The sequence below is a fragment of the Terriglobales bacterium genome (genome assembly GCA_035567895.1).
In the GTDB taxonomy this organism is placed as follows: Bacteria; Acidobacteriota; Terriglobia; order Terriglobales; family Acidobacteriaceae; genus Gp1-AA112.
In genome coordinates this window covers 79,461-104,529 of sequence record DATMPC010000034.1, presented here as the reverse complement: position 1 = coordinate 104,529, position 25,069 = coordinate 79,461, and the positions used below count along the sequence as shown (strand labels likewise).

Sequence of the window (25,069 nt, the reverse complement as noted above, 5' to 3'; positions counted from 1 at the left end):
GCAAAGGCAACACCAAAACCAACCCCCTCCTAATAAGGGAAAGGCCGGGGCAAACAACGTTCATCGCCCACGCCAGCGGACTCGTGTTGCCTATTTCGTCCTTGACAGAGCCGTCGTGGTTATAGAAGGGATGACAGTTTTAAGAAGTTGCTTGCATTTCGCGTAGTAGGTAATCGCCAAACTGACCCGTTGTCGAGTCCGCCCGCAAAATTGCCGCAACCGCACTGCTCCGATATACTTAAGGTTTGCTCACTGCAAATATTTTTAGCTAGGAGTGCATTGCTCGATGCCGAAGCGCACATTTCAGCCCAACCGCCGGAGGCGGAGTAAGACGCACGGGTTCCGGACCCGTATGAAGACCAAGTCCGGCCAGGCGGTGTTGTCCCGACGCCGTGCGAAAGGGCGTAAGCGGGTTTCCGTGAAGCCCGGGTTCCGCGAGTAAGCGGCGCGTTCTGACCGCGCCTCCCCTCTCAACATCCTCCAAAAACGATTATGAAGGCGAACTGGGCGAGGCTCTACGGAGGATGTAAGCCCGATGTCGATTCCCCGTGAGCATCGATTAAGAAAACACGCCGAGTTTGAAGTGGTGTACCGGTGCGGGCAACGTCATTTTTCGCAGGCCCTGACCGCTTTTTATCTGTTACGTCCCGGAGAGTCTGTAGGTTCTGAGGCGCTAGAAGATGCTGGAACGAATTCAGGGAGTACCCGGGAGCCGAGGATCGGAATTACGGTGGGTCGCGCGATGGGAAAATCTGTCATCCGCAATCGTATTAAGCGTAGAGTGCGAGCTGCGATCACTCAGAATCTTGGACGACTCACGCGTCCTCTGGATATTGTGATTAATCCAAAGAAGGTTGTGTTGGAGATCGATTTTCAACAGCTCTGTGCCGAGGTCGCTCGCGCTTTTGACGTGATTGAACAAAAGGCAGCATCAGGCACGGATAAGAACAGTCGGCCTTCTCAACAGCAGCGGTCGGCCAATCCCGGGCGTCTGGCCGCGAGAAAGCATTAACAAGTGATAACCGCCTTCACGGAGATTGCGAATCGTCAAAGCTCAGTGGAAGCTCTGCTTCGCTGGTACAAGCTTTGGATCTCGCCTCTGTTTGGCAATTCGTGTCGCTTCAGTCCGAGCTGCTCAGAGTATGGGGCCCAGGCTGTGGCTGAACATGGCTGGTGGCGCGGGGGAATGCTTGCGATTCGCAGAGTTCTGCGCTGTCATCCCTTCGGAGCCAGCGGATACGATCCGGTGCCACACGTTTCACATCACGAGCAGCTTCGACCTTAGAACTATGCAAAATTTTGGCAGGTTACGTTGAACGATTTCCAAACACCCAATCAAGAGCCAGGCTCAGAGCGACGGCTGCTACTCACTTTTGCTCTCACCTTCGTCGTTATCTTTATTACTCAACAGGTCATTTCGAAGTACTACAAGCCACCGGCTCCCCCGCAACGCCAGGAAGAAATCCAAAGATCTGCGCAGCAGAATGCCGCGCCTGCAGGGCCGGAGCCGACCTCAATCGCATCGGTCAGACCACCGGCAAGTGCAGCTACAACAAAACAAGCTGCCGCCGAGACTCCGACAGTTGTCGAGAACGATCTTTATCGCATCACCTTCAGCAATCGCGGTGGACTCGCGAAGTCCTGGGTTCTGAAGAAATACAAGAACGATCAGGGACAGCCGCAGGAACTGGTGAATCCGGTCGCCCCTCCACAGTATGGATATCCGCTCTCGCTGTTTGCCTATGACGAGTCGCTGCGCAAAAAGTTGAATGAAGTCCTGTACGTAGCGACCGAAGACAATTCAGGTGACAGCAAGACCCTTACCTTCGAGTACTCCGACGGTGACATCTCCGTCAAAAAGAAACTCACGTTCAGCCACAGCTACGAAGTTCGGGTCGAGACCTCGGTCGCCCAGAAGGGTTCGTATGTCACTGCTTACCCGGCATGGCCATCGGGATTCGGCGACGCTACGAATCCAGCTTCATACGCCGCTGCGCGCATCGATATCGATCGCGAGGACAAGGTCGAACGCATGGCGCTGAAGAAAGTAAGCGGCGGCGCCACCATCAACGGCCCCTTCAATTGGGCCGCCGGCGTGGATCAGTACTTCGCTGCAACCTTTCTTCCTGACGATCCGGATCACGTGGCCGCGGTAACACTCCATAACGAGATTCGCATCCCTAAAAATCCCGATAAGCCCGATCCTAACGACCAGGAGCGTGTTCCTGTTTTGGGCATTGCAGTAGGGACGCCCGGGGGACCGACGAGCGAACGGATATTCGTTGGACCGAAAGCGTTGGATGTGATCTCCAACATCCGTGCTTATTCGACTCCAGCCAGCATCTCGCCGCAGCCCAATGGTCCTTCCTTGGAAAAGCTGCTGGACTTTGGCTATTTCTCATTCTTCGCTAAGCCACTGTTCCTCTGGCTGCGATGGACTTACGAACATTGGACCGGAAATTATGGCTGGGCGATCCTGATTTTGACCCTGGTCATTAACGTTGCCTTGCTGCCGCTGCGCATCTCGACCATCAAGTCAGCAATGCGGATGCAGAAGCTGCAACCTCAAGTGACTGCGATCAATGACAAGTACAAGCGCTACAAACTCACGGATCCACGCCAGGCCGAGAAGAACCGCGAGTTGCAGGCACTCTACAAGCGCGAAGGTGTGAACCCGCTTGGCGGGTGCTTACCCAATCTCCTGCAATTGCCCTTTCTGTGGGCCTTCTACACCATGCTGAGCAGTGCCATCGAACTGCGTCAGGCGGGGTGGCTGTGGTTGCACGATCTCTCCAGCCCCTCGCATGTGCTCACGATCTTCTTCATCGTGTCGATGTTCCTCATGCAGCAAATCACTCCACAGGCCGGCATGGATCCTGCACAGCAAAAGATGATGCAGTTCACCATGCCTCTGCTGCTGGGCGTTTTCACGTGGAACTTGTCGGCAGGATTGAGTCTGTACTGGGCAGCCGGCAACATCATCGGCATCGTGCAACAACTTGCTTTCAACAAGACAAAGTTTGGGCAAGAGATGCGCGCACACTTGCAGAAGAGAGCGTTGAAAAAGCAGCGATAAGCAATAAGCGATAGGCAATAAGCAAAAACGGCTTCGTGACCTCCAGGGTTTAGCCTTCGTGACCTTCGTGTTCGCTCTTCCCCGGTTCAGTCCGACTACGCCGCTACATCAATTCCTCGATGAACCCGCGCGTCACCTCAGCAGGCAATCGCAGATCGCGGTGAACCAGCGGACCGTCGTTCAGAACCGGCTCAGCTGCATGCAACGCCGGAAGATCGGTGCGTTCGAAGAATTTCCCGATTGGGATTTCTTCTCCCCACAAGGTTGATCGTTCCATCGCTGCTGTCCAGTCAGTCGAGTCGTAGGTTGCGTCATCTTCGAGCTTCTTTACCCGCGGACGGAACCACTGATAAGTATTGTCGAGGTTGTAGGTAACGCACGGGCTAAAGACATCGATAAACGAGAAGCCCTTGTGTTCGATGCCGTGCTTGATCAACTCGGTGAGGTGCTTTTGTTCGCCGCTGAAGCCACGGGCGATGAACGTCGCGCCGGCGGCGAGGGCCATCGTGATCGGGTTGACGGGAGCCTCGATATTGCCGAAGGGCATGCTCTTGGTTTTCATGCCCAGGCGGCTGGTCGGAGAAGTCTGGCCGGTAGTCAAACCGTAAATCTGGTTGTCCATCACGATGTAGAGCAAGTCCACGTTGCGCCGCATCGTGTGGACGAAGTGATTGCCGCCGATGCCGAAGCCGTCGCCATCGCCTCCGGTCACGATCACGGTGAGCTCATGGTTCGCCTGCTTCACGCCTGTCGCCACCGCCAGTGAGCGTCCATGCAGCGTATGCATGCCGTAAGTGTTGATGTAGCCGGGCAGGTTTGAAGAGCAGCCAATGCCGCTGATGGCCACGATGTTGTGAGTTGGGATCTGCAGCTCCACCAGCGCTTTCTGCAGCGCGGCGAGCACACCAAAATCACCGCATCCCGGACACCAATCCGGGTCGACCTTCCCTTTCATGTCGGCCATCGTTAGCGGTTTGGTCGTTAGCGTAGCGGTCGCCATCGTTTCTTCTCCTCTAAACCATGATTTCGTGCGCGGGCACCGAAAGTGTGCTCTTGCCCGCAAGCTGTTCTTTTACCGCTTCTACGATGTGGTGCGGCATGAATGGTTCGCCATCGTACTTGCGGATATGTCCATCGGGCACAAAGCTGGTCTCGCTGCGCAGATAGCGAGCGAATTGGCCGCTGTAATTGTTTTCCACGATGATCGTGCGACGCGCATCTTTGAGGATGTCAACGATCGCATCGCCATGGAGTGGCACCAGCCAGCGAATCTGGAGTTGATTGGCAGAGATCCCCTGCTCGTTCAGCATTGCGCAGGCTTCTCCGATCACGCCATAAGTTGATCCCCATCCGATCAGGGTGACTTCGGCCTCGCGAGGACCCAACAGATGTGGCGGTGGAACTGCAGCATCAATCCCGGTCTGCTTCCGCATGCGCTTTTCCATCATGGCGCGGCGCTTGGTGGGATTCGTGAATTCGTCGCTGATAAGCACGCCGTCTTCATCGTGCTCGTCAGTTGCGGCCGTGTGGATGTGACCGGGCACTCCCGGAATGGCACGCGGTGAAATCCCGCTCTCGGTAATCTGGTAACGCTTGTAGTTCCCATTGGTTCCATTCGAACCATTGGCTCCGTTGCCATTGGTAATCAACTCGCCGCGATCGATGGGCGGATTAAAGTCCAGTTCCTTCGGATCGACGCTGAGCCTGCCCTCCGAGAGGAGGAGATCGCAGAGCACGATCCCCGGACACTGGAAGCGGTCGGCGACGTTGAAGATTTCAGGAATGATTTTGAAGCAGTCTCCAATGTCCAGCGGACCGCCGATGACCCGCGGATAGTCGCCGAAGGCTGCGCCCAGCATTTGCCAGAGATCGCCTTGTTCGGTCTTTGTTGGTACACCCGTCGATGGTCCAGCGCGTTGGCAGTCGATCACAACGACTGGAGTCTCCATCATCGCCGACATGCCGAGGCCCTCGCTCATCAGCGCAAATCCACCGCCAGAGGTTGCGCACATGGCGCGAACGCCTGCATGGGCAGCCCCGATGGCCATGTTGACGACGCCAATCTCGTCTTCGACTTGACGAACCATGACGCCCGCCTTGCGCGCATGCGAAGCCATCCAGTGCAGAACTCCAGTGGATGGACTCATCGGATAGGCGCAGTAGAACTTCACTCCAGCCGCCACGCCGCCCATCGCCAGCGCCATGTTTCCGCTGGGCACAGCATAGCGGTGGTCGGTCATCGGCAGCGGCGGATCGAACGGTTTGAAGTTCTGCGAGGCATAGTCGTAGCCGGTGCGAGCGAGGGCGACGTTCTCCGCCACCACGGCATCGCCTTTTTTCTTGAACTGCTCGATAAGCATCGTCTCCAGCGCCTGGAAGCCGATGCCCATCATGCTCAGTCCCGCGCCGACGGCCAGCGTGTTCTGAGCAACCTTGTTGCGGCTGATATCCGCCAGTTTCGAAACGGGAAGCGGGCAGAGCTGTACACCATCCGCCGTTGGACCTGGGTTGATCGCGTCACTGTTGTAGATACATGCGGCTCCCGCATTCAACAGGCGCAGGTGGCGATCCATGGTGTCCTGATTCAATGGAATCAGGAGGTCAATCCGATCGCCAATGTTGGTGACTTTGTCGGGCCCTGTGCGAATAGTCAGAAACGTGTGACCGCCGCGAATAATGGACTGATAGGCGTTGTAGGCGTTCAGGTGCAGACCGCGACGACTGAAGATTTTCGCGAAGATGTCGCCCGGCGTAGCCACACCCTGACCGGCAGCGCCTCCGATACCGATGGCGAAGGTTTGGGTCATTGTGGGGGTTCCCCAGTTTTTTGCGGCCCAAGCATACACCCAAATGGCCACGGATTGTGACGCCCTTGGCTTTGTGGGCGGCCGCCCTCGGCTTGCAACCGGAGTGAAACCACAAAGGACACGAAGGAACACGAAGGAAGAAACCTACCCTTTTTTCCTTCGTGATCCTTCGAGTCCTTTGTGGTTGATTCTTGTGTCTCTCCGTGCCTCCGTGTCTCCGTGGTGAAAACTTCCCCTCGGGCCTGGTAACTTGCGGATGGTCTGGTTATCTGGCTTATGCGAGACTGATATTGCCAGTCACGGGCCTGTAGCTCAACGGTTAGAGCAGGAGACTCATAATCTCTTGGTTGGGGGTTCGAATCCCTCCGGGCCCACCAGATTTTCCGATCACAACGACTAGTCCCCACAGAATTTCCGTTAACGCAATTTGCTGTTGATGTTCCTCATTCGACTCGTTCAGAGTATTGCGATTCAAGTGAGAGGGACCAATGAGTGCATCTGGCACCGCCATCGCAATACGGAAACCGAGCGCCCTTCGCGCCATCTTGTGGGCAGGGTTCGCCTGCGGAGTGTGCGACATCACCGCCGCCACCGTCGTCTATGGCTACTTCGGCGCAAAACCGATTCCACTTTTGCAGGGCATCGCTACTGGAGTGATGGGCCCGAGTGCCCGGCAGGGCGGACTGCCAACGGCGGCGCTTGGGTTATTCCTGCACTTTGTGATCGCCTTTGGGGCAGCCACCACATATTTCGTGGCCAGCCGCTTCATGTCATTTCTTACGAAACAAGCGGTTACAGCGGGCTTTCTCTACGGGATTGCCGTGTACTTTTTCATGCAGCGGGTCGTCATCCCGCTTTCGGCCGCCAGAAGATCTCCGTTCTCCCTGAAGATGATGATCGTTGGAATCGTGATCCACATGTTCTGCGTTGGATTGCCGATCGCTCTCAGCATTCGCAAGTATTCAGCTGTTCGATAACGCAGCGCGCCGCATCTCTACGGCGGGTTACGTAACTGGACCGGGGTTAAACGGAGCCAAACTGTTGTGGAGTCCCCAGTGGTCAGCCCAGGTGCGTTTGCGGCCACTTGCTACGTCCAGAATGAATCTGAAAATCTCCCATCCCACATCCTCGACGGTTGCAGTCCCGGTAGCGATGCGTCCAGCGTCTATATCGATTAGGTCGGGCCACCGTTCGGCCAGTGCAGTACGAGACGATACTTTGATCACCGGAACCATGGCGAGGCCGTAGGGGCTCCCCTCGCCGGTGGTGAATATGTGTAAGTTCATCGACGCCAGCTGCTGCGTGCCACAGATGAAGTCGCTGGCAGGCGTGGCGGCGAAGACCAATCCTTTGCCAGTAACGCGTTCTCCGTGGGTAGCAACGGCTGCAAGAGCCGACGTCCCAGCTTTGGCAATGGAACCTAGCGCTTTCTCAACTACGTTGGCGAGGCCTCCGCGCTTGTTTCCCGGAGTGGGATTGGCAGTGCGGTCGGTTGCGCCTCTAGCTAGATACTCGTCGTACCAGCGCATTTCGCGGATTAGATCGAGCGCCACCTCCTCGTTGGCGGCACGCGGAGTGAGCAGATGCACAGCGTCGCGCACCTCAGTGACCTCAGAAAACATAACCGTGGCTCCCGCGCGCACAAGTAGATCGGCCGCAAATCCGACTGCCGGATTGCAGGTTACTCCTGAGAATGCGTCGCTACCTCCGCATTGCAGTCCTACAACCAGCTCCGATGCCGGTACAGTCTCGCGCCGACGGCGGTTTAGTTGGTCCAGCCGCTTTTCCGCGGCGCGCAGAATCGCAGCTACCACTTCCGCAAACCCGCGCTCGTCCTGCATGCGGATTACGAGGGGATCGCTTTCGAGAACGGGAAGGCGTGTTGGATTGTGACTCGGAAACAGGCGATCAGGCTGGAGCTTCTCGCACCCCAGGCTCACGACCAGCGGAGCCGCGCCCAGATTGGAATGAGAACCGATGTGCCGCAGCGTGCGAATCGGGATCTCCGCTCCCGGAGCTTCGAGAGCAACTCCGCAACCGTAGGTGTGGGTTATCGCGACGGCATCGTCCACATTTGGGAATCGCGGAAGAAGCTCGTTTTTGATCCGCCGAACGGCATAGTCTACCGTGGGCGCGACACACTGCACAGTTGTGGTGATGCCGAGAATGTTCTTCGTTCCAACGCTGCCATCGGCATTGCGAAAGCCTTCGAAGGTGTAGCCAGCCAGGGCCGGTAGGGCAGCGGGAGTTGCTGTCGCGAGCGGCAATTGGTCGAGCGCAGGAGGCGGTGGAACCTCAAGAAGCTCCTCCCGAACCCATGATCCCGCCGCGATTGCGCGCTTCGCGAAGGCGATAGTATGACCGTACCGAATCACCGGTGTGCCATTTGCTATTTCGCTGAGCGCTATCTTGTGTGCCTGAGGAACGGAGTCTTGCAGTGTCGGCCCGTTGGGAGGCGTCGTTCCGGCGCGCAATCCGTCAGGATCGACAACGATCGCAACGTTGTCGCGCTTGTGCACACGAACGTATGGTGGCGCCGCCCTCTCGGTCTTCATTGCGAGCCTCATGTTACAACGCAAGCATGAATGGTAGAGACGCAGCATGTTGCGTCTTTACCATGTCGCGGAAGCCGTCGTTTCGTCTATCAACACCCAAGTGCTCAAACTAACGTATATTGCAGTGACCCTGGGTCCCTGCAATAAAAGGCATCGGAAGAGTGACGAGCGTCGCGAGAGGTCGGGAGAACGTTCGAGCCGTCTACGTCGACATGGGCACAACCAACACTCGCGTGTGGCTCATGTGCGGTGACCGGATCGTGGCAAGCGCAAACGAGTTGATTGGAATTCGCGACTCTGCACGCGACGGCAGCGGGGCAATTCGCAAAGGATTACGGGAGCTAATCACAAAAGCTTGTCACGAAACTCAGCGCAGCGGCGAATGTTCTAGTCCTCAATACATTGTGGCAGCCGGGATGATTGGTTCCAATTTGGGCCTCACAGAAGTGCCACACATACGGCCTTCTGGGGGAATCGACGAACTAACGGCCGCCGCGCGGTGGCATCACTTCCCGGACGTCTCCGACCTTCCCTTCCTTCTGGTTCCTGGAGTTCGCTCTGGTCCTGCCAATGCGACCACCGACTCGATCAACGACGTCGATGTGATGCGCGGCGAGGAGACGCTGTGTGCGGGCTTGGCAGCGCTCGGAATGATTCAACCACCAGCGATCGTGCTGAATCTAGGATCGCACTGGAAAGCGATTCAACTGGACCCTGATGGAAGAATCCAGTCGAGCGTCACGTCGCTTTCTGGAGAACTACTTCACGCGGTGCAATTGCACACCGTTCTCGCCGGTTCTCTTTCAAGAGAGAAACCTGAAAGATTGTCATCGAAATGGGTTGAAGCCGGTATGAAGGAACAGCGCGGGTCAGGTCTGGCGCGCTCTTTGTTCTGTGCCCGCCTGCTCGATCTGGCAAATCAGGGCAGTCGGGAAGATCGTCTCGCGTTCGTTGTTGGCGCATTCATCGCCTCGGACCTCGATGCTTTGCTAGCTCGCAGTACCCTTGGACCCCACACCAGCGTTGCTCTGGTGGGACACTCGGCGATCTCAGAAGCTTGGCAGACAGCGCTATCGGAAAAGCAGATTTCAGCAACGATCATCACCCAAAAGCAGGCTGAGACGGCGCTGCTCGAGGCTCTTCGACGAATCCTGGTTGGAGCCTTGCCTTCGCTCGAATCCGCTTCGCAAAAGAGCACACGCGAATGACCAGCTCAGCAGATCGTCCGCTGCTGCTGGTACACGCGAACATTTGATTTAAAAGTCTCTGTGGAGGACCTGCAATCATGAAGCTACGTAGTGCGGCATGGTTTGGTTTGCGTAACCGCGATGGCTTTATCCACCGAAGCTGGATGAAGAATCAGGGATTGCCCGATCACCTGTTCGACGGACGCCCGGTGATTGGGATCTGTAACACATGGTCGGAGCTCACGCCATGCAATGCACACTTCCGCACGATCGCGGACCACGTGAAGCGTGGAGTCTACGAGGCCGGAGGCTTCCCACTCGAGTTTCCAGTGATGTCGCTGGGCGAGACGCTCATGCGGCCCACGACCATGCTGTTCCGCAACCTCGTGAGCATGGACGTAGAAGAGTCGATTCGCGCGAATCCGATTGATGGAGTCATCCTGCTCGCGGGCTGCGATAAGACCACGCCTGCACTTCTGATGGGCGCCGCTAGTTGCGATCTGCCGGCGCTCATGCTTTCGGGCGGCCCCATGTTGAATGGGAAGTTCCGCGGTCGGGATATCGGCTCGGGCACCGATGTGTGGAAATTCAGCGAGGACGTGCGCTGCGGCGCCATGAGTATGTGCGACTTCATGGCTGCTGAGGCTTGCATGAGCCGCTCTGCCGGCCACTGCATGACGATGGGAACCGCATCCACGATGGCTTGCGTTGTGGAGGCGCTCGGCATGGGATTGCCCACGAACGCAGCCATTCCGGCGGTGGACTCGCGCCGCTACACGCTCGCTCATACGGCCGGCCGCCGGATCGTCGAGATGGTGAAGGAGGATCTGCGCATGTCAAAGATCCTCACGCGCAAAGCATTCGAAAATGCGATTCGCGTTGTTGGCGCTATCGGCGGCTCGACCAATTCAGTCATTCACTTGCTTGCCATCGCAGGCCGCATCGGCGTTCCACTTACACTGCACGATTGGGATGTGCTTGGTCGTAATGTGCCTTGTCTCTTGAACCTGATGCCTGCGGGCAAGTACCTGATGGAGGACTTCTACTACGCAGGCGGATTGCCAGCGTTGATCCGCGAGCTTGGGGATCTGATCCATCACGACGCACTTACGGTCAACGGAAAGACGATCGGACAAAACGTGGCGGACGCCGAGTGCTTCGATCGGGACGTGATCCATTCCGCGCAAAGCCCATTTCGGGACAACAGCGGTATCGCAGTGCTGCATGGGAATCTTTGTCCAAACGGCGCTGTTCTTAAACCATCCGCAGCTACTCCGGAACTGATGAAGCACACTGGACGCGCGATTGTTTTCGAGAACATCGAGGATTTCTACGCTCGAATCGATACTCCCGAACTGGATGTCGACGAGCGCTCAGTTCTCGTGCTTAAGAATTGTGGGCCGCGTGGATATCCAGGAATGCCCGAGGTTGGGAATATGCCACTCCCGCCAAAGATCTTGAAGAAGGGAATCACAGACATGGTCCGCATCTCCGACGCACGGATGAGCGGCACCGCCTTTGGGACCGTCGTGCTGCATGTCTCACCAGAGGCTGCCGCGGGTGGAACGCTGGCCCTGGTGCAGAACGGTGACGTCATTGAACTAGACGTCGATGCCCGAAAACTAGTGTTAAATGTTCCGGAAGCCGAACTTTCAAGGCGCCGCGCCGCATGGAAGCCGCCGCAACCGATTTTCGAACGCGGGTACTACAAGCTCTACCTGGATCACGTGATGCAGGCCGATCGTGGCGCCGATCTCGATTTTCTTCCCGGCGGAAGCGGTGCTGGTGTGCCACGAGACAGTCACTAGACGCCATCGTCCTCGTAGAGACGCAGCATGCTGCGTCTCTACCATGCGGCTTGCAACACCTGGTCACTCTAGGATCTACCGGGCCGTTTTTCCCTTCACCAAGAAATCGAAATCGCATCCTTCAGGAGCCTGCAACACACTCCGCCAATAGAGAGCCGCATACCCCCGCTCAGGCTGAGCCGGAGGCGCCCACGATGCAAACCTGCGCTTTTGTTCCTCTTCGGGCACGAGCAAATCGATCTTCTTCTTGGCCACCGACAACGCGATTCGGTCTCCGTTGCGCACAATCGCGAGCGGCCCGCCGGCTGCCGCTTCCGGAGCGATATGAAGAACGATGGTGCCGTAGGCCGTTCCGCTCATGCGCGCATCGGAGATGCGAATCATGTCCTGGACTCCAGCACGTGCGAGCTTTCCGGGAATGGGAAGGTAGCCGGCTTCCGGCATGCCTGCCGCAATAGGGCCCGCATTCTTCAACACGAGAATGTCATTGGGCAAGACGTCGAGATTCGGATCGTCAATCCTCTGAGCCATGTCGTCGAGATTTTCAAAAACCACCGCACGGCCTTCGCTTTCGAACAGAGCTGGAGTCGCAGCCGCGCGCTTTAGAATCGCGCCTTGGGGCGCAAGACTTCCCTGGAGCGCTACGATTCCTCCCGTCGAAGCTATCGGCTCGGCAAAACGGTGAATGACTTTTCTGTCGATCCATGGCTCGGGATCCTCCAGACGTTCGCGTAGCAGGCGACCATCCACTCCGATGCAATCGAGATGCAGCAGCGGTCGCAGCTCCCGTAATACTGCGCCTACTCCTCCTGCTGCATAAAAATCCTCCATGTAACCTTCACCCACGGGTTTTAGGTCAACGAGCACGGGAGTCTCATCGGAGATCTCGTTAAGTCGCGCGAGCGAAAGAGGAATGCCCAAACGTCCGGCAATGGCGGTGAGATGAATGACGGCGTTCGTCGATCCACCGAGAGCGAGTAAGACTCGCAACGCGTTTTCTACAGAGCGCTCGGTGATCACTTGTTCAGGTGTAATCGACTGTTGTGTCAGTCGCACTGCAGCTTTGCCTGTTTGCTCCGCAGCCACCATGCGCGCGGAGTGCACGGCCGGAATCGCTGCCATTCCCGGTAGCGACATTCCGAGAGCCTCCGTCAGGCATGCCATCGAGCTCGCGGTTCCCATTACGGCACACGTTCCGGCTGTGACTGCCAGATTGCCTTCCACTTCCGAAACTTCTTTTTCAGTAACTTCTCCAGCGCGATACTTGGCCCAGAAACGCCTGCAGTCGGTGCAGGCACCCAAACGCTCGCCGCGATATCGCCCCGTCATCATCGGGCCGGTCACGAGCTGAATCGCCGGCTTGCCGGCAGATGCCGCACCCATCAATTGCGCAGGAACAGTTTTGTCGCATCCACCGATGAGCACAACAGCGTCCATCGGCTGCGCGCGAATCATTTCCTCCACATCCATCGACATCAGGTTGCGAAACATCATGCTCGTGGGATTGAGGAAGACTTCGCCTAGAGAGATGGTTGGAAACGTTGCGGGTAGACCTCCTGCGGCGAGCACTCCGCGTGAAACCGCCGCCGTGAGCTCGTCCATCGTGCGGTGGCAATTGTTGAACCCGCTGCCGGAAACCGCGATGCCGACGACAGGCCTGCCTAACAGTTCCTGCGAGATACCCATGGAGCGGGCAAACGATCGCCGCAGATAGCGAGAGAAGTCGCGATCACCATAGTTTGTCAGGCCATTATCGAGGCCCTTTGGTTTAGACATGCAAACCTTTAGAGGTGAACACCCTTTCGACTGCGCTCAGGGCCGGCTCCGGTCGCGAAGGCAAAGGAGGAGGTCACAAGGGATTGTTGTTGCCCCGTGACCTTGGCTTTTTCCTTCGTGCCCTTCGTGTTCGCCACTCCCCTCAGGAACTCACGGTCGCTACTGCAGCCGGCTTCGCAGGACGTAACATGAATGACATTCCTGCCGCGATGATGAGCGCAATGCCGACAATTCCAAATCCGTAAACAAAGCCGCCCGACTGCTTCAGGAAGTGTCCAATTACGACCGGACCGAAGTAGCCGCCCAGATTCCCGATCGCATTAATAAGTCCCATCGCAGTCGCCACAACTTTGCGCGGCAGCGTCTCAGTTGGCAATGCCCAAAATGGGCCCAGGGATGCATACACAGCAGCAACCGCCAAACTAATCAGCGAAAACGATAGGAATGGAAAGCGCTGAGTAACCAATGCTCCCAAAAACGATGCTCCAGACACGATCAGCGTGAGGCTCATGTGCGCGCGCCGCTCCCCGGTTCTGTCGGAGCTCTTGGCCGCGGCTACCATCAGAATGGCTGCCAGCAGATAAGGGATCGTGATTACGTTTCCCAACGTCAGATCGCTCAGCTTCTTCGCCTTACCAAGAGCGGTTGGAAGCCAGAACAGCGAACCATAGCTGCCAAAGTTTCGGAGGAAGTAGATCGTAGTGAGGATCAAGACCTGGGGTGACAGCAGTGCTGCCAGGTAACTGACTCGCTCCTGAGGTTTGGCGTCAGCAGTCTCGGCTGCAAGCGTTTTTTCGAGATATTGGCGCTCTTCCGCAGAGATCCATTTCGCTTGTTTCGGAAAGTCATCGATGCTCAGCAGCCAGACGAGCAGCCAGAGAAACGGGAAGGCACCTTCGACAATCAGGAGCACACGCCAGTTCCAGTGCGTGAGCAGCCATCCGGAGAGCGGAGACGAGATCACTACGGACAGTGGAAGGCACAGCATCCAATAGGCGTTTGCGCGCGCGCGTTCGGCGCGAGGGAACCAGTGTGCGACCAGGACAAGAACTGCCGGCCAGACTCCGCCTTCGGCGAGCCCTAGAACCAGTCTCATAAGCCTAAACTGCGTAAGAGTGTGTACAAAGCCCGTCGCGACCGAGCAGAGGCCCCACGCCACCAGTAGAATCGCAACCGTTCGCTTAGCGCTCCAGTGTTGTGCCAGGTACGCTGCCGGCATCTGCAGGAGCAAATATCCCCAGAAGAACAATCCCACGGCGTCTCCAGCCTGCCGAGGATCCATGTGAAGTTCGGCGCTCATTGCAGGCAGCGCCATGGAAACGTTGGTGCGATCTATGTAGGCGATTGTGTACATCACGAATGAGACAGAGAGAATCCGCAACCACCGTTGTTCGGTCATTTAGGAGAGAGACGTGGGTTTATCTTGTATTCTCTGCATTGCTCATTCTGAGTCATCGAGTTGTGCTGAATGAAACGGGAAATGAGACGCGCCTCGAACATTATCAATTCATCCGCTGCTTGTCATCCGCTGCTGATTACGATCTCCGGAGCTGAGTGATGTCGCGAATCGCGCGAGTAGTTGAAGAGCACGGCGGTCCGCTGTTGGGGATCGCCGCCTACTTCTACGACCCGATATTTGTAGAGATCGCCGCCAAGCTGGGTTTTCGCGTGCTCTGGATCGAGATGGAGCATGCCTTCATCACCTTCGCGCAGGCCGCCGACCTTTGCCGAATCGCTTCGGGAGCAGGCATGCTCACGATGATCCGCATTCCTGACAGCCGCCGCGAGAATGTGTTGAAGGCTGCAGAGTGCGGACCCGACATCATCGATCTACCCATGGCCGATTCACTGCAGATTGTTCGTGAGTTCATTCAGCATGCGCGCTTTCGTCCGGACGGCGCGCGTGGCTACTTCAGCGTTCCACGGGCTCTTGATTACGGCATGGTAGATAGCCTGCCACAGGCGCAGCAGAAGCTGAACACAGAGCTCAGTCTGATGATCCAGATTGAAACTGCGGAGGCTGTACAGCGCGCCGAGGAACTGTGTGCCATTCCGGGAGTCGACATTTTCCTCGGCCCTGCTGACCTGTCTTCGAGTCTCGGAGTACCAGGCGAGACGACACACGCCAAGGTAGTTGAAGCGGCACAGGCGTGCATTCGCAGTGCGAGAAAGCACGGAAAGCTGATTGCTGTGGGCAGTCCATTGCCCGATGTTCAGTTTTGGGCCGATCAGGGCGTTGACATCCTTTTCTGCGGCAACGATGTGGCCTGTCTAAGGATCGGAGCCCAATCCATCGTCAAGCAGGCGAGCGCCGCACTTCAAAACCGGAAAGTGAGCACTACCGCACGATGAAGTTCAAACAGCTCAAGCAGACTGATCTAGCGGTTTCAGGTCTGTGCTTTGGCACTATGACCTTCGGCAAACCCGCCGATCAGCAGACCTGCACTCGCATGGTCGACCAATGCATCGAAGCGGGAATCAACTTTTTCGATACCGCCAACATGTATCAGCTAGGCGTGGCCGAAACGATGTTGGGAGAGGCGCTGAAAGGCAGGCGCGCCAAGCAGATCCTTGCTACAAAGGTTCGCTTCAAAATGGGAGAAGGCGCAGACGAAAGCGGACTCTCCAAGCGAGCCATTTATCGAGCGATTGACGAAAGCTTGAAACGACTCCAAACCGACTACGTCGACATCTACTATCTGCACTTTCCCGACTATGCAGTTCCAATTGAGGAAACGCTGGAAGCGCTGGAGCTCTTGACCGGGCAAGGAAAGATTCGTTATTCCGGCACGTCGAACTATGCGGCCTGGCAACAAAGCGAAATGCTGAGCATTGCGGAGAAGAACTCCTACAAGCCGGCGGTCATCACGCAACCGATGTACAACCTGCTGGCTCGCGGCATCGAGCAGGAGTGGCTTCCGATGACGAAGCATTTCAGGCTGTCGAACATTGTCTACAATCCGCTCGCCGGGGGCTTACTCACGGGCAAGCACCACATTCAGTCGGTCACGCCGGGCACGCGCTTTGACAGCAATAAGTTGTATCAGGACCGCTATTGGCATCCGGAAGATTTCGCGGCTGTCGAGAAGCTGCAGTCAATCGCAAAGAAAGCGGGCCGTTCACTCGTAAGCCTCGCGCTCAATTGGCTTCTGCATCACACGGTCAGTGATTGCGTGATTCTGGGAGCATCGCGTCCGGAGCAACTGGCGGAGAATCTTGCCGCGTGTGAGGAGGGACCACTTCCTGACGACGTGGTGAAGGCTTGCGACGAAATATGGAATGAACTGCGCGGGCCGATTCCTGCGTACAACCGGTAGGCTCGACGCAAAAGCAAAATCAACAACTCACGCAGATGAACGCAGATTTCGGGGATACGCGCGGATTTTCAAGATTGAAAACTGGCTTCAAAGCGTCTGCAATGCTCTTCACTCTCTCAAACGATCTGCGTGAATCTGCAAATCTGCGTTCATCTGCGTGAGTTGTTGATTTTGCTTTGCTCTTTAAACGCATCACCATCTCGGCAGCACTCTGCGCCAGTTTGGATCCACGTGCTTGCGCATTTCGGCTTCATCGTCTCGCTTGCGGTACTTGCACTTGGCGTAGCGCTCTCGCCCCCGAGCGAGTTGATCGTGATCGAGGTCCAATCCCAGGCCTGGCTTCTCCAAAATCTGCACACAGCCGTTCACAATTGGGACCCGTCCGCCTGCGACCACTTCATCCTCCTCTGACTGCCACGGATAGTGCGTGTCGCACGCATACGTAAGTTGCGGAGTTGCCGCAGCAGCATGCGCCATCGCGATGAGCGAAACGCCGAGGTGGGAGTTCGAATGCATCGACAGTCCCAGGCCGAAGGTGTGACAAAGTTTGCCAAGATGCTGCACCTGCTGGATGCCTCCCCAGTAGTGTGGATCGCAGAGCACAACTTGCACCGCATCGGTCCTGATGGATTCGGGAAGATCAGCAAAAGAAGTCACGGCAACATTGCTGGCCAGCGGAGTTTGGACTCCCGCAGCGAGTAGCTTCTTTCGTACTTCGGCCATTCCAGAGATGTTCGCGGTTGGATCTTCAAGATATCCACCATTCCCCAGCTCTTCCCGCAGCGCCTTCCCGATCTCGACTGAAGTTGCCACGGACCACGCGCAATTGGGATCGAGGCGGATTGGAACTCTCGGTCCAAACTCTGCGCGAAGCTGTCGTACGGTTTCGATCTCTGCCGCAGGATCGAGAACTCCGGCCTTGAACTTGATTTCCTGAAACCCATACTTCGTAAACATCTGCTTAACCTGCGCGACCAACTGCTTCGGCGTTAGCGCTTCGCCGTATTCGTCGGAGCGAAGGTCATCTCCTTCCCCACCTCCACCGGCATGCTTGTAAAACGGATACGCGGAGAATGGAACTTCGCTGCGTGCCCGTCCACCAAGCAAATCGCAAACAGGCTTGCCGATGGACTTGCCAATGAGATCAAGACACGCGATCTCAATTGCGGAGTAGAGCCGCGCCGCCGCGTCGAGTGGATTCTCACCGGGAAGGTAATAGGTCTGCGAACGATCGCCAGGAGCGCTGGCATCGATCATCGGCAGCAGGTTGCCGGCAACGCGGTAAGCATCTGCGCCAACCAGCTGACGCTTTAGCTGCTGAAAACTCTCCGCGATGGCATCGCCGCCGTGAGTCTCGCTAATCCCCGTAATTCCGTCTTCACTCTCCAGTTCCAGAATGGTCCTGAGAGCGTAAGGAGCATGGAGGCCGTAAGAACTCCGCAGCGGTGGATCGGCTATGGTGATGGAGTGAACGCGAATCTCGACGATCTTCATCTTTACTTCCGTGGTCCCGCCCCCCTCGCCCGGCGGTCAGAACGAGCAGGCGAGGGCGCATGCTCGTAAGGTTTCCGTGGATTAACAGTCCCAATCCATCTTGACCGACATCCGTGAAATCGTTTTCCCATTTGACAGCCGCCCGACGGCTGCCGGAACCACGCTGCCTCGCGAACTAGTTGCTGTATAAACGAGCAACATCATATTTGCATGTACTTCGCGAGTTTCAGTGAGCGAAATCGCCGGCCGGCAGCCTTGAAATTCTTGCTCATTGTTCTAATTTTCATCGTTGCAGTGGCAGCACAATCGAGCCGTAAGAAGCCGCCAGGCGCGAAAAGCAGCCGAGCGCATCCTCCAGCGCTGGTTTCGACTGCTGGATACGTTGGCTCCCAGGAATGTGCGCTCTGCCATAACGATATCTATGAGAAGTATTCCCGGACCGATATGGGCCGATCGATGGTGAAAGTGGATACTCCTCTATTGAAAAGCATCCCGACTTCCGCATCCATTTTCGATCAGCGACTAAACCGGCACTTTGAGCAATACGTGAAAGATGGCGCGCTTTACCAGAGCGAGTTTGAGTCGGCGGCCGACGGGAAAGAAGTGTTTCGCGATACCCACAAAGTCGAATGGATCATCGGCGCCGGCGCGAATGGCTTTGGGGGAATCGTTAAGCGCGGCGATTACTTATTTGAAACTCCGCTCTCGTTCTACTCGAACGCCAACACTTGGGCGTTGTCGCCTGGCTATCAGTACGCCGACTATGGCTTCAGCCGTCCGATTCTGCCGGGATGTATTGGCTGCCACAGCGGGCGCGCGCAGCCCGTTCCTGACGGCAATGGCAAGTTCCAGAAACCTCCATTTCAGCAGCTCGCAGTGGGCTGCGAGAACTGCCATGGCCCCGGTGAAGCGCACATGGCGGCGGCAAGTGCCGAGACAATCGTGAATCCAGCAAAGCTTTCCGGATGGCTTGCCGACAATGTGTGCCTGCCCTGCCACCAGACTGGCGATGCGCGAGCTCTCCGGGAAGGAAAGCAATTCAACGACTTTCACCCGGGCTCAAGCGTGGACAGCACGCTCAGCATCTTCATGGTCCCCTTCAACACGCAGACCCCGCCGCAGGATGACCTGCTCGAGCACTACCTATCGATGCGGTTGAGCAAGTGTTATCGCGAAAGTGTCGGCAAGCTGAGCTGCATTACCTGCCATGATCCCCATACGCAGCCAACAGAAACTGACGCGCCAGATTATTTCCGCGTGCGCTGTATGACTTGCCACACGGAACAGAGTTGCACGGTTGCGTTAGCCGAACGGCAGAAGCAAAGCCCGGCGGATAATTGCATTGGTTGCCATATGCCGAAGCGTGATGTAAAGGTCATCTCGCATTCGGTGCTAACGAATCACCGCATCATCCGCACGCCTCAACAACCATTTCCTGATGCTGCATTCAAGATGACTACCGCGCAGCTGCCGGATCTTGTTCATTTAAGCGCCGAACCGGGGAAGAACAGCGTTGTGCCTCCGCTTGCCTTGCTACAGGCTTACCGCCAGGTGATGCTTTCCCATCCGGAGTATCGACAACACTACTGGAAGCTTGCGAAAGTGCTTGAGAAGACAGATCCCGACAACATCACCGTTCTGCAGGCGCTAGCCGATCTTTCTTTGCAGCAGCGAAATCTGGAAGGTCTGAATGCCGCGATTACCTACCTCGATCGAGCTCGCATTCAGGGCACGAAGCAGCCTGCGGATTTCGAGCAACTTGCAAAAATGTTGATCGCGGCTCGGCAGGAAACCCGGGCCGTGGAAGTCTTACGGCAGGGCATTGAGCTGATTCCTTATGATGTAGAACTTTACCGCCTCCTCGGAAGCACGTATTTATCTCTGACGAAACGCGACCAGGCCTGCGAGGTGTTGGGTAAGGCGAATCAAAATTTTCCTCAGGAAAACGCAGTGCGCGATCTGCTGAAGCAATGCGTACCGACTAAGGCCGAGAGTACGGCCCGCTAGAAGTTCAGAACGTTGATCAGTTCTCCGCCACCTTTGTCCAGCTTGTTTCTTCTCACGGAAAAATTTTGCCTGCTATTTTCCCTGCTCAGGGAAAAAGCAGCGATTTGCAATTGAGAAAACGTTGAACGGCCAGTCGGACCTCCCGCTGCGGGCGACGATCCTAATTCGGCTCTAAAATAGAATCAACTTTGGCCACTTCCTACCAATCTGCGGTTGAGAGCCTGCTGTCGCTTGCTCCGGAGCTCTGGACGCAGCAGGGCCAGACACCTCGGCACAAGTTCGATCTCCAGCACATGCGAGTGCTCACGGAGGCGCTTGGGCATCCCGAGCGACGCTTTCCCAGCATCATTATTGCGGGCACGAATGGCAAAGGATCGACTTCGGCAATGCTTGCCAGCATCCTTCACCAAGCAGGTTATCGAACTGGGCTCTACACGTCGCCTCATCTTGTGCGCGTGAATGAGCGCATCGCGATCGACGACGAGGCGATCAGCGATCCGGAATTCGCGGAGATGCATGGGCGCATCGAAGACATCTCGCAAACTCTGGTTCAGGCGGGCAAGCTGGAACAGCATCCGAGCTTCTTTGAGACGCTCACCGCGATGGCCTTTGAGCATTTTGCGAGCACAGACGTAGACATCGCGGTACTGGAAGTTGGCATCGGCGGAAGGCTGGATGCTACCAATGTAGCCGATCCGCTGCTATCCGTGATCACCGACATCTCGCTCGATCACACGGAATGGCTCGGCAACACGCTTACCGAGATCGCTCACGAAAAGGCGGGGATTATTCGCCCGAAGGGGACGCTGGTGACTCTGCCGCAGCATCCTGAGGTAAACGACGCCCTAGGCGACGCTGTTCGCACCCTCGGCGCGCGCGTGGTGAACGCGAGCACGTACGTCCCGCCGATTACCCCCGCGTCGGAGGCGTTCGAGGCAGAGTCGGGCGGGGCGCCTCATAATCGTTACCCGCTGGACGTCTTGGGCGAGCAAGTGACGATCGATTCTCCGCTCGCCGGTCGGCATCAACTGCGCAACGCTGCTTTGGCCACCGCCGCTGCGGTGGAATTGAAGCAGAGCTTTGGATACGAAATCTCTGCTCAACAGATCGCTGCGGGCGTCGCAAGCACGCGCTGGCCGGGAAGATTCCAGGTGATTCCCGGCTCGCCTGAGGTCGTGCTCGATGTGGCTCACAATCCTGATGGAGCCTGGGCACTGCGCTCCGCGCTGACGTCGCGCTATCAGGGACAGCCAGTCACGATCATTTTTGGCGCGATGCGCGACAAAGCTATCGCTGAAATTGGTGAGATTCTTTTCCCATTAGCGGAAGAGGTGATTGCTACCCGTGTAAACAGTCCGCGCGCTGCTTCGGCGGAAGAGATTCGCGAGCTTACCGCGCACGTGGGAACTACGATCATCAGCGCGGAGTCTTTGCAACAGGCGGTTGAGGTTGCGCGCCAGCGCAATCGGTCTATCGTGATTACCGGTTCGGTTTACCTGGTGGGAGAGGCTCTGGAACGTCTCAAACACGCTCATTAGTCTGGAAAGTGCCCCAAGAGTCGCTTAGGAGTCATGGTCTCTGAGTTTCATATAGTGCCTGTGTGTCTCCAATGGGGAGAGACGATTCGTTGCAGATTGCCTCCCGATACTCCGAACGCTCAACGAACGGCTTCTTTACAATGTTTACGTGGATAATCGCTCCAGCTTGATCGAGGTTGAAGAGCAGCAGAGTTCCATGACGGCGCCAGCACGGCTACCTCATTGGCTTAGCCGGCTGCGCTCCTATTTCGTTTTGGATCCGTTGATTTTTTCCTACACGTGCCTGCTGGGGAGCGGTTCGTTTGCTGCGTCGTTTGTGGATCGTGGGGGAGCGAAGCAACATGCGATTGCGCGGACGTGGTCACGATGGATTTTGCGTACGGCGATGTGTCCGGTGCGGGTTGTGGGTCTCGATCGCGTCGATACCTCTCGCCCCGCGGTGTATGCGGCCAACCACATCTCCGCCCTCGATATCCCGTTGCTGTTCGCGAATTTGCCGTTTCAGTTCCGCATTCTGGCGAAGCAACACCTGTTTCGGTATCCCTTCGTGGGCGGTTATCTGAAGCGATCGGGACAGTATCCAGTCGATCACAGTAATGCGCGCGCTTCTATTCGTAGCCTGGGCAAGGCGATTGAAGGTTTGAAATCGGGAATGCCCTTGGTGATCTTTCCCGAAGGTGGACGCGCCGCCGATGGGCACATCATGCCGTTCATGAGCGGAGCATTTTACGCGTCGATCAAAGCGCAAGTCCCGGTGGTGCCGATAGCAATTGTAGGCACGTTTGAAGCATTGCCGATGAACACCTATCACATTCAGCCGCGAGAGTTGTTGCTTCTGATTGGTGAGCCGATCTCGCCGGCGAATTTCACAACTCGCGACATGGGATCCCTTGCTGCCGCCACGCAGCGCGCCATCGAAGATATGTACTACACGAATGCGCACGTGCCCGATCCGCGCCGACAGGCGTGATTAGTCGGTGGAGGTTCGAACGACCGTGATCTCGGGAAGGTGCATGTTCCAGTCTGCGCTCACGTGTTCGAAAGTCTGCCTGAATTCTTTGGTCTGCCCCGGGTGCAATGGCGCATTGGCCAGCGGTGCAATGTCTATGTACGGCTCGCGCGTGGTGATCACCATCAGACGTTGTCCGGGCTCGCGTTGAGCTACTTGCCCTAAGGAGTCGTGGAAGACGAACTGTACCAGGACGTTTTTGACAGATTTATTCCCGTTGTTCTTGATCTTACCTTCGATATAAGTGACTTCCTGCCCGGCAAAGTTCGCCGCTGTGCTCATCGCAACGTCAAAGATCGCCAGGTTCGCTGCGTATGGGTCGGCTGTGCCAGGAGTTGCGTTCTGGTTTGTGCCGCGTCGTCCAAAAAAGGCGAACAGCCCGATGACCGCGAGAACCAGCACGACGCCAATCGCAATCGGAACTATCGGTGGACGCGACCGTTCTTCGCTACCCGATGGCGCGCCGAACGAGGGCACGTGACTGGAAGAGCCGCCCATGACGTGGATTGTACCGCCTACGTTACTTAGACGCAGCAGATTGCCACTCATTTGCTAGCATCGCTTCATGCCCACGCCGCTGGTTGAGGTCCGGGAACTCATGAAGGTCTATGCGCGTGGAGGCGGGCTGCTCTCACGCTCCGGAGCCGAAGAGATGCGGGCAGTGAATCGAGTTTCTCTGGAGATTTTTCCCGGAGAGACTCTGGGCTTAGTAGGGGAATCCGGATGCGGCAAGACAACTCTGGGACGAATGCTGCTGCGGTTGATTGAGCCTACTTCCGGGATTATCCGCTTTGATGGACGCGATGTATTGACGGCATCGGGAGCAGACTTGCGTCGCTTGCGGCGCGATGTGCAGATTGTTTTTCAGGATCCATTCGCGTCGCTCAATCCGCGAATGCGTGTCTTCGACATCGTGTGCGAGCCTTGGATCATTCACGCTGGCGCTGGCGGAGAGGTCGGACAAGGTGATCTTCACCATCGAGCCGCTGAACTGCTGCATGCTGTGGGACTAGACGAAGGTGCGCTGAATCGTTATCCGCACGAGTTCTCCGGCGGACAGCGTCAGCGTATTGGCATTGCGCGAGCGCTTGCGCTTAAGCCGCGATTTCTCGTGCTCGACGAGCCAGTATCCGCACTGGATGTGAGTGTGGGCGCGCAAATCGTGAATCTGCTCGCTAAGCTGCAGCGCGAGTTTGGGCTTACGTATCTGTTCATCTCACATTCCATGCCGATTGTGCGCTATCTCTCGACGCGGATCGCAGTGATGCGCAAGGGCGAGATCGTCGAAATCGGCGATGCAGTGCAAATCACTTCGTCACCGCAGCACGAATACACCAGGACACTCATCGCCGCGACTCCGGAAGTTGCAGCGTTCTAAATCAAGCAGCGTTCTAAATCAATTAGTGAGCGGCATCGTGTGGGAACTGAATGAAGTGGCTATCTGCGAGCCGTTGAATGCGCCAACTAGCGTCATCATTCCCCGCGAAAGCTGCTAGTCGGGCGATATTTCGGGTGATATTTCGTCCAACCTGCAGCACACCCTGGCATCTAAAGTTGTTGTGAGTTCCCACAGGAAAGGACCGGTTCTGGCAGCGTTTTTCGTGCTGCTATCCGTGGCGCCACGAGTTAGCGCCACGCCGAATGGATCCTGGATAAACACGCCGGCGCCCACGGCGAGATATGTTCCCGCGCAATTGAGCGGACGTGCGCCGCGCACCATTGCGGCAAGTCCCAGCCGAACATTCGATCGACTTGGGCCTCAGGCGACGGAGCGTGCGGTGCGCTCGTCGCTGAAGGCTGCGCTGGTGCCTGATCCGGTGGCAATGGGAGCGCTCATCTTCTGTGCTTTTGCATTGCGCTGGATGAGGCTGCGCAACCAGCAGCGTGTGATGGCCGTTCGCTCAGTCGCTGATGCCACGCGTGCGCTGCCTCGGGCAGCATGAAGTTTAAAGACGTTACACCGCGCGGAAAGCCGGCATATGTGCCGGAAGACGAAGGCTTCTGAACCACCTTTGGTCTTGCCTGAATCGACTTGGGCGAGGCGATCCTGAATCGGGTGGAAGGAAGCCTTTTGCTTTGCTGAGAAGGCGCAGACTTGCATTGGCGCAATTTTTTACCAACCTCTAGAATCGCTAGCAGGTCTACGTTGCCATTACAAGGAGAACTGTGCCTCTTTACGAGTTTCAGTGCGAGAAGTGTCACCATCGCTTCGAGAAGATTCAGAGCGTAGCGGCGCCTGATCCGGAATGTGTGAAGTGCGGAGGCAAAGTCGAACGTCTGCTGCACGCGCCCGCTGTCCAATTCAAGGGCAGTGGATGGTACGCAACCGACTACGCGAAGTCTGGCACCAATTCCAAGGATAAATCGGAAGCGAAACCTGGAGACAAGGGCGATACAAGCTCTCCCGGCAAGACGGAAAGCAAGAGCGAATCGAAGACAGAAACGAAGAGCAGTTCCTCGCCAAAAGAGTAGTTGTGCCGAACAGCGATTAGTTC

The 25,069-nt window shown here is 56.7% G+C and carries 20 protein-coding genes and 1 tRNA gene; 14 read left to right on the top strand and 7 right to left on the bottom strand.

The genetic code is table 11. From position 1 onward, the window contains the following. Positions 1-535 precede the first annotated feature (535 nt). Together rnpA and yidC are read left to right on the top strand one after the other, a co-directional pair. The gene (gene rnpA, locus VNX88_08355; GenBank protein HWY68663.1) at positions 536-1,012 is read left to right on the top strand and encodes a ribonuclease P protein component; all 477 of its coding nucleotides are present in this window, start codon (positions 536-538) and stop codon (positions 1,010-1,012) included. A 300-nt stretch (positions 1,013-1,312) separates the two neighbouring features. Further along, positions 1,313-3,076 carry a membrane protein insertase YidC gene (yidC, locus tag VNX88_08350; protein ID HWY68662.1) on the top strand — a complete coding sequence of 588 codons (1,764 nt, stop codon included), beginning with the start codon at positions 1,313-1,315 and terminating at the stop codon, positions 3,074-3,076. 103 nt (positions 3,077-3,179) lie between these two features. On the opposite strand, the gene VNX88_08345 is transcribed toward yidC, so the two are convergent. Both VNX88_08345 and VNX88_08340 read right to left on the bottom strand, forming a co-directional pair. Beyond that, positions 3,180-4,076: a 2-oxoacid:ferredoxin oxidoreductase subunit beta gene (locus tag VNX88_08345; GenBank protein HWY68661.1), complete on the bottom strand. Its 897-nt coding sequence runs from the start codon at positions 4,074-4,076 to the stop codon at positions 3,180-3,182. Positions 4,077-4,089: 13 nt separating this feature from the next. Further along, the gene (locus tag VNX88_08340; protein HWY68660.1) at positions 4,090-5,883 is read right to left on the bottom strand and encodes a 2-oxoacid:acceptor oxidoreductase subunit alpha; all 1,794 of its coding nucleotides are present in this window, start codon (positions 5,881-5,883) and stop codon (positions 4,090-4,092) included. 301 nt (positions 5,884-6,184) lie between these two features. On the opposite strand from VNX88_08340, the gene VNX88_08335 reads away from it, so the two are divergent. Together VNX88_08335 and VNX88_08330 are read left to right on the top strand one after the other, a co-directional pair. After that, positions 6,185-6,260 (top strand) — tRNA-Ile (locus VNX88_08335). Positions 6,261-6,371: 111 nt separating this feature from the next. After that, positions 6,372-6,860, top strand: coding sequence for a hypothetical protein (locus VNX88_08330; protein ID HWY68659.1), 489 nt, complete (start codon positions 6,372-6,374; stop codon positions 6,858-6,860). Positions 6,861-6,887: 27 nt separating this feature from the next. Here VNX88_08330 and garD read toward each other — a convergent pair whose 3' ends face one another. Further along, entirely contained in the window at positions 6,888-8,438 is a 1,551-nt protein-coding gene (gene garD / locus VNX88_08325) for a galactarate dehydratase (protein HWY68658.1), read from the bottom strand. A gap of 161 nt (positions 8,439-8,599) precedes the next feature. On the opposite strand from garD, the gene VNX88_08320 reads away from it, so the two are divergent. Together VNX88_08320 and VNX88_08315 are read left to right on the top strand one after the other, a co-directional pair. Then, complete coding sequence (locus VNX88_08320) at positions 8,600-9,646, top strand: 2-dehydro-3-deoxygalactonokinase (protein HWY68657.1); 1,047 nt, start codon at positions 8,600-8,602, stop codon at positions 9,644-9,646. Positions 9,647-9,723: 77 nt separating this feature from the next. After that, positions 9,724-11,433, top strand: a complete 1,710-nt coding sequence (locus tag VNX88_08315; protein HWY68656.1) for an IlvD/Edd family dehydratase — start codon at positions 9,724-9,726, stop codon at positions 11,431-11,433. Between the two features lie 75 nt (positions 11,434-11,508). On the opposite strand, the gene VNX88_08310 is transcribed toward VNX88_08315, so the two are convergent. Both VNX88_08310 and VNX88_08305 read right to left on the bottom strand, forming a co-directional pair. After that, entirely contained in the window at positions 11,509-13,209 is a 1,701-nt protein-coding gene (locus tag VNX88_08310) for a dihydroxy-acid dehydratase (GenBank protein HWY68655.1), read from the bottom strand. 142 nt (positions 13,210-13,351) lie between these two features. Continuing rightward, complete coding sequence (locus VNX88_08305) at positions 13,352-14,608, bottom strand: MFS transporter (GenBank protein HWY68654.1); 1,257 nt, start codon at positions 14,606-14,608, stop codon at positions 13,352-13,354. Between the two features lie 158 nt (positions 14,609-14,766). Between VNX88_08305 and VNX88_08300 the strand changes: the two genes are divergently transcribed. Both VNX88_08300 and VNX88_08295 read left to right on the top strand, forming a co-directional pair. Then, positions 14,767-15,561, top strand: a complete 795-nt coding sequence (locus VNX88_08300) for an aldolase/citrate lyase family protein (GenBank protein HWY68653.1) — start codon at positions 14,767-14,769, stop codon at positions 15,559-15,561. After that, a complete protein-coding gene (locus VNX88_08295) occupies positions 15,558-16,526 on the top strand; it encodes an aldo/keto reductase (protein ID HWY68652.1) in 969 nt (322 codons plus the stop codon). The genes VNX88_08300 and VNX88_08295 overlap by 4 nt, the downstream gene beginning before the upstream one ends. Before the next feature lie 192 nt (positions 16,527-16,718). Here VNX88_08295 and VNX88_08290 read toward each other — a convergent pair whose 3' ends face one another. Further along, positions 16,719-18,020, bottom strand: coding sequence for an enolase C-terminal domain-like protein (locus VNX88_08290; GenBank protein HWY68651.1), 1,302 nt, complete (start codon positions 18,018-18,020; stop codon positions 16,719-16,721). A gap of 255 nt (positions 18,021-18,275) precedes the next feature. On the opposite strand from VNX88_08290, the gene VNX88_08285 reads away from it, so the two are divergent. The 3 genes from VNX88_08285 (at position 18,276) to VNX88_08275 (ending at position 22,535) form a co-directional block, all read left to right on the top strand. Next, complete coding sequence (locus tag VNX88_08285) at positions 18,276-20,027, top strand: multiheme c-type cytochrome (GenBank protein ID HWY68650.1); 1,752 nt, start codon at positions 18,276-18,278, stop codon at positions 20,025-20,027. 188 nt (positions 20,028-20,215) lie between these two features. Beyond that, the gene (locus tag VNX88_08280) at positions 20,216-21,565 is read left to right on the top strand and encodes a folylpolyglutamate synthase/dihydrofolate synthase family protein (protein HWY68649.1); all 1,350 of its coding nucleotides are present in this window, start codon (positions 20,216-20,218) and stop codon (positions 21,563-21,565) included. Between the two features lie 148 nt (positions 21,566-21,713). Further along, the gene (locus VNX88_08275) at positions 21,714-22,535 is read left to right on the top strand and encodes a lysophospholipid acyltransferase family protein (GenBank protein HWY68648.1); all 822 of its coding nucleotides are present in this window, start codon (positions 21,714-21,716) and stop codon (positions 22,533-22,535) included. On the opposite strand, the gene VNX88_08270 is transcribed toward VNX88_08275, so the two are convergent. Beyond that, positions 22,536-23,123: a DUF2393 family protein gene (locus VNX88_08270; protein HWY68647.1), complete on the bottom strand. Its 588-nt coding sequence runs from the start codon at positions 23,121-23,123 to the stop codon at positions 22,536-22,538. A 16-nt stretch (positions 23,124-23,139) separates the two neighbouring features. On the opposite strand from VNX88_08270, the gene VNX88_08265 reads away from it, so the two are divergent. From VNX88_08265 to VNX88_08255, 3 genes are all read left to right on the top strand, one after another. Next, positions 23,140-23,952: an ATP-binding cassette domain-containing protein gene (locus VNX88_08265; GenBank protein HWY68646.1), complete on the top strand. Its 813-nt coding sequence runs from the start codon at positions 23,140-23,142 to the stop codon at positions 23,950-23,952. Between the two features lie 181 nt (positions 23,953-24,133). Further along, a complete protein-coding gene (locus tag VNX88_08260; protein ID HWY68645.1) occupies positions 24,134-24,517 on the top strand; it encodes a hypothetical protein in 384 nt (127 codons plus the stop codon). Between the two features lie 223 nt (positions 24,518-24,740). Next, positions 24,741-25,046, top strand: coding sequence for an FmdB family zinc ribbon protein (locus VNX88_08255; protein ID HWY68644.1), 306 nt, complete (start codon positions 24,741-24,743; stop codon positions 25,044-25,046). Positions 25,047-25,069: the final 23 nt, after the last annotated feature.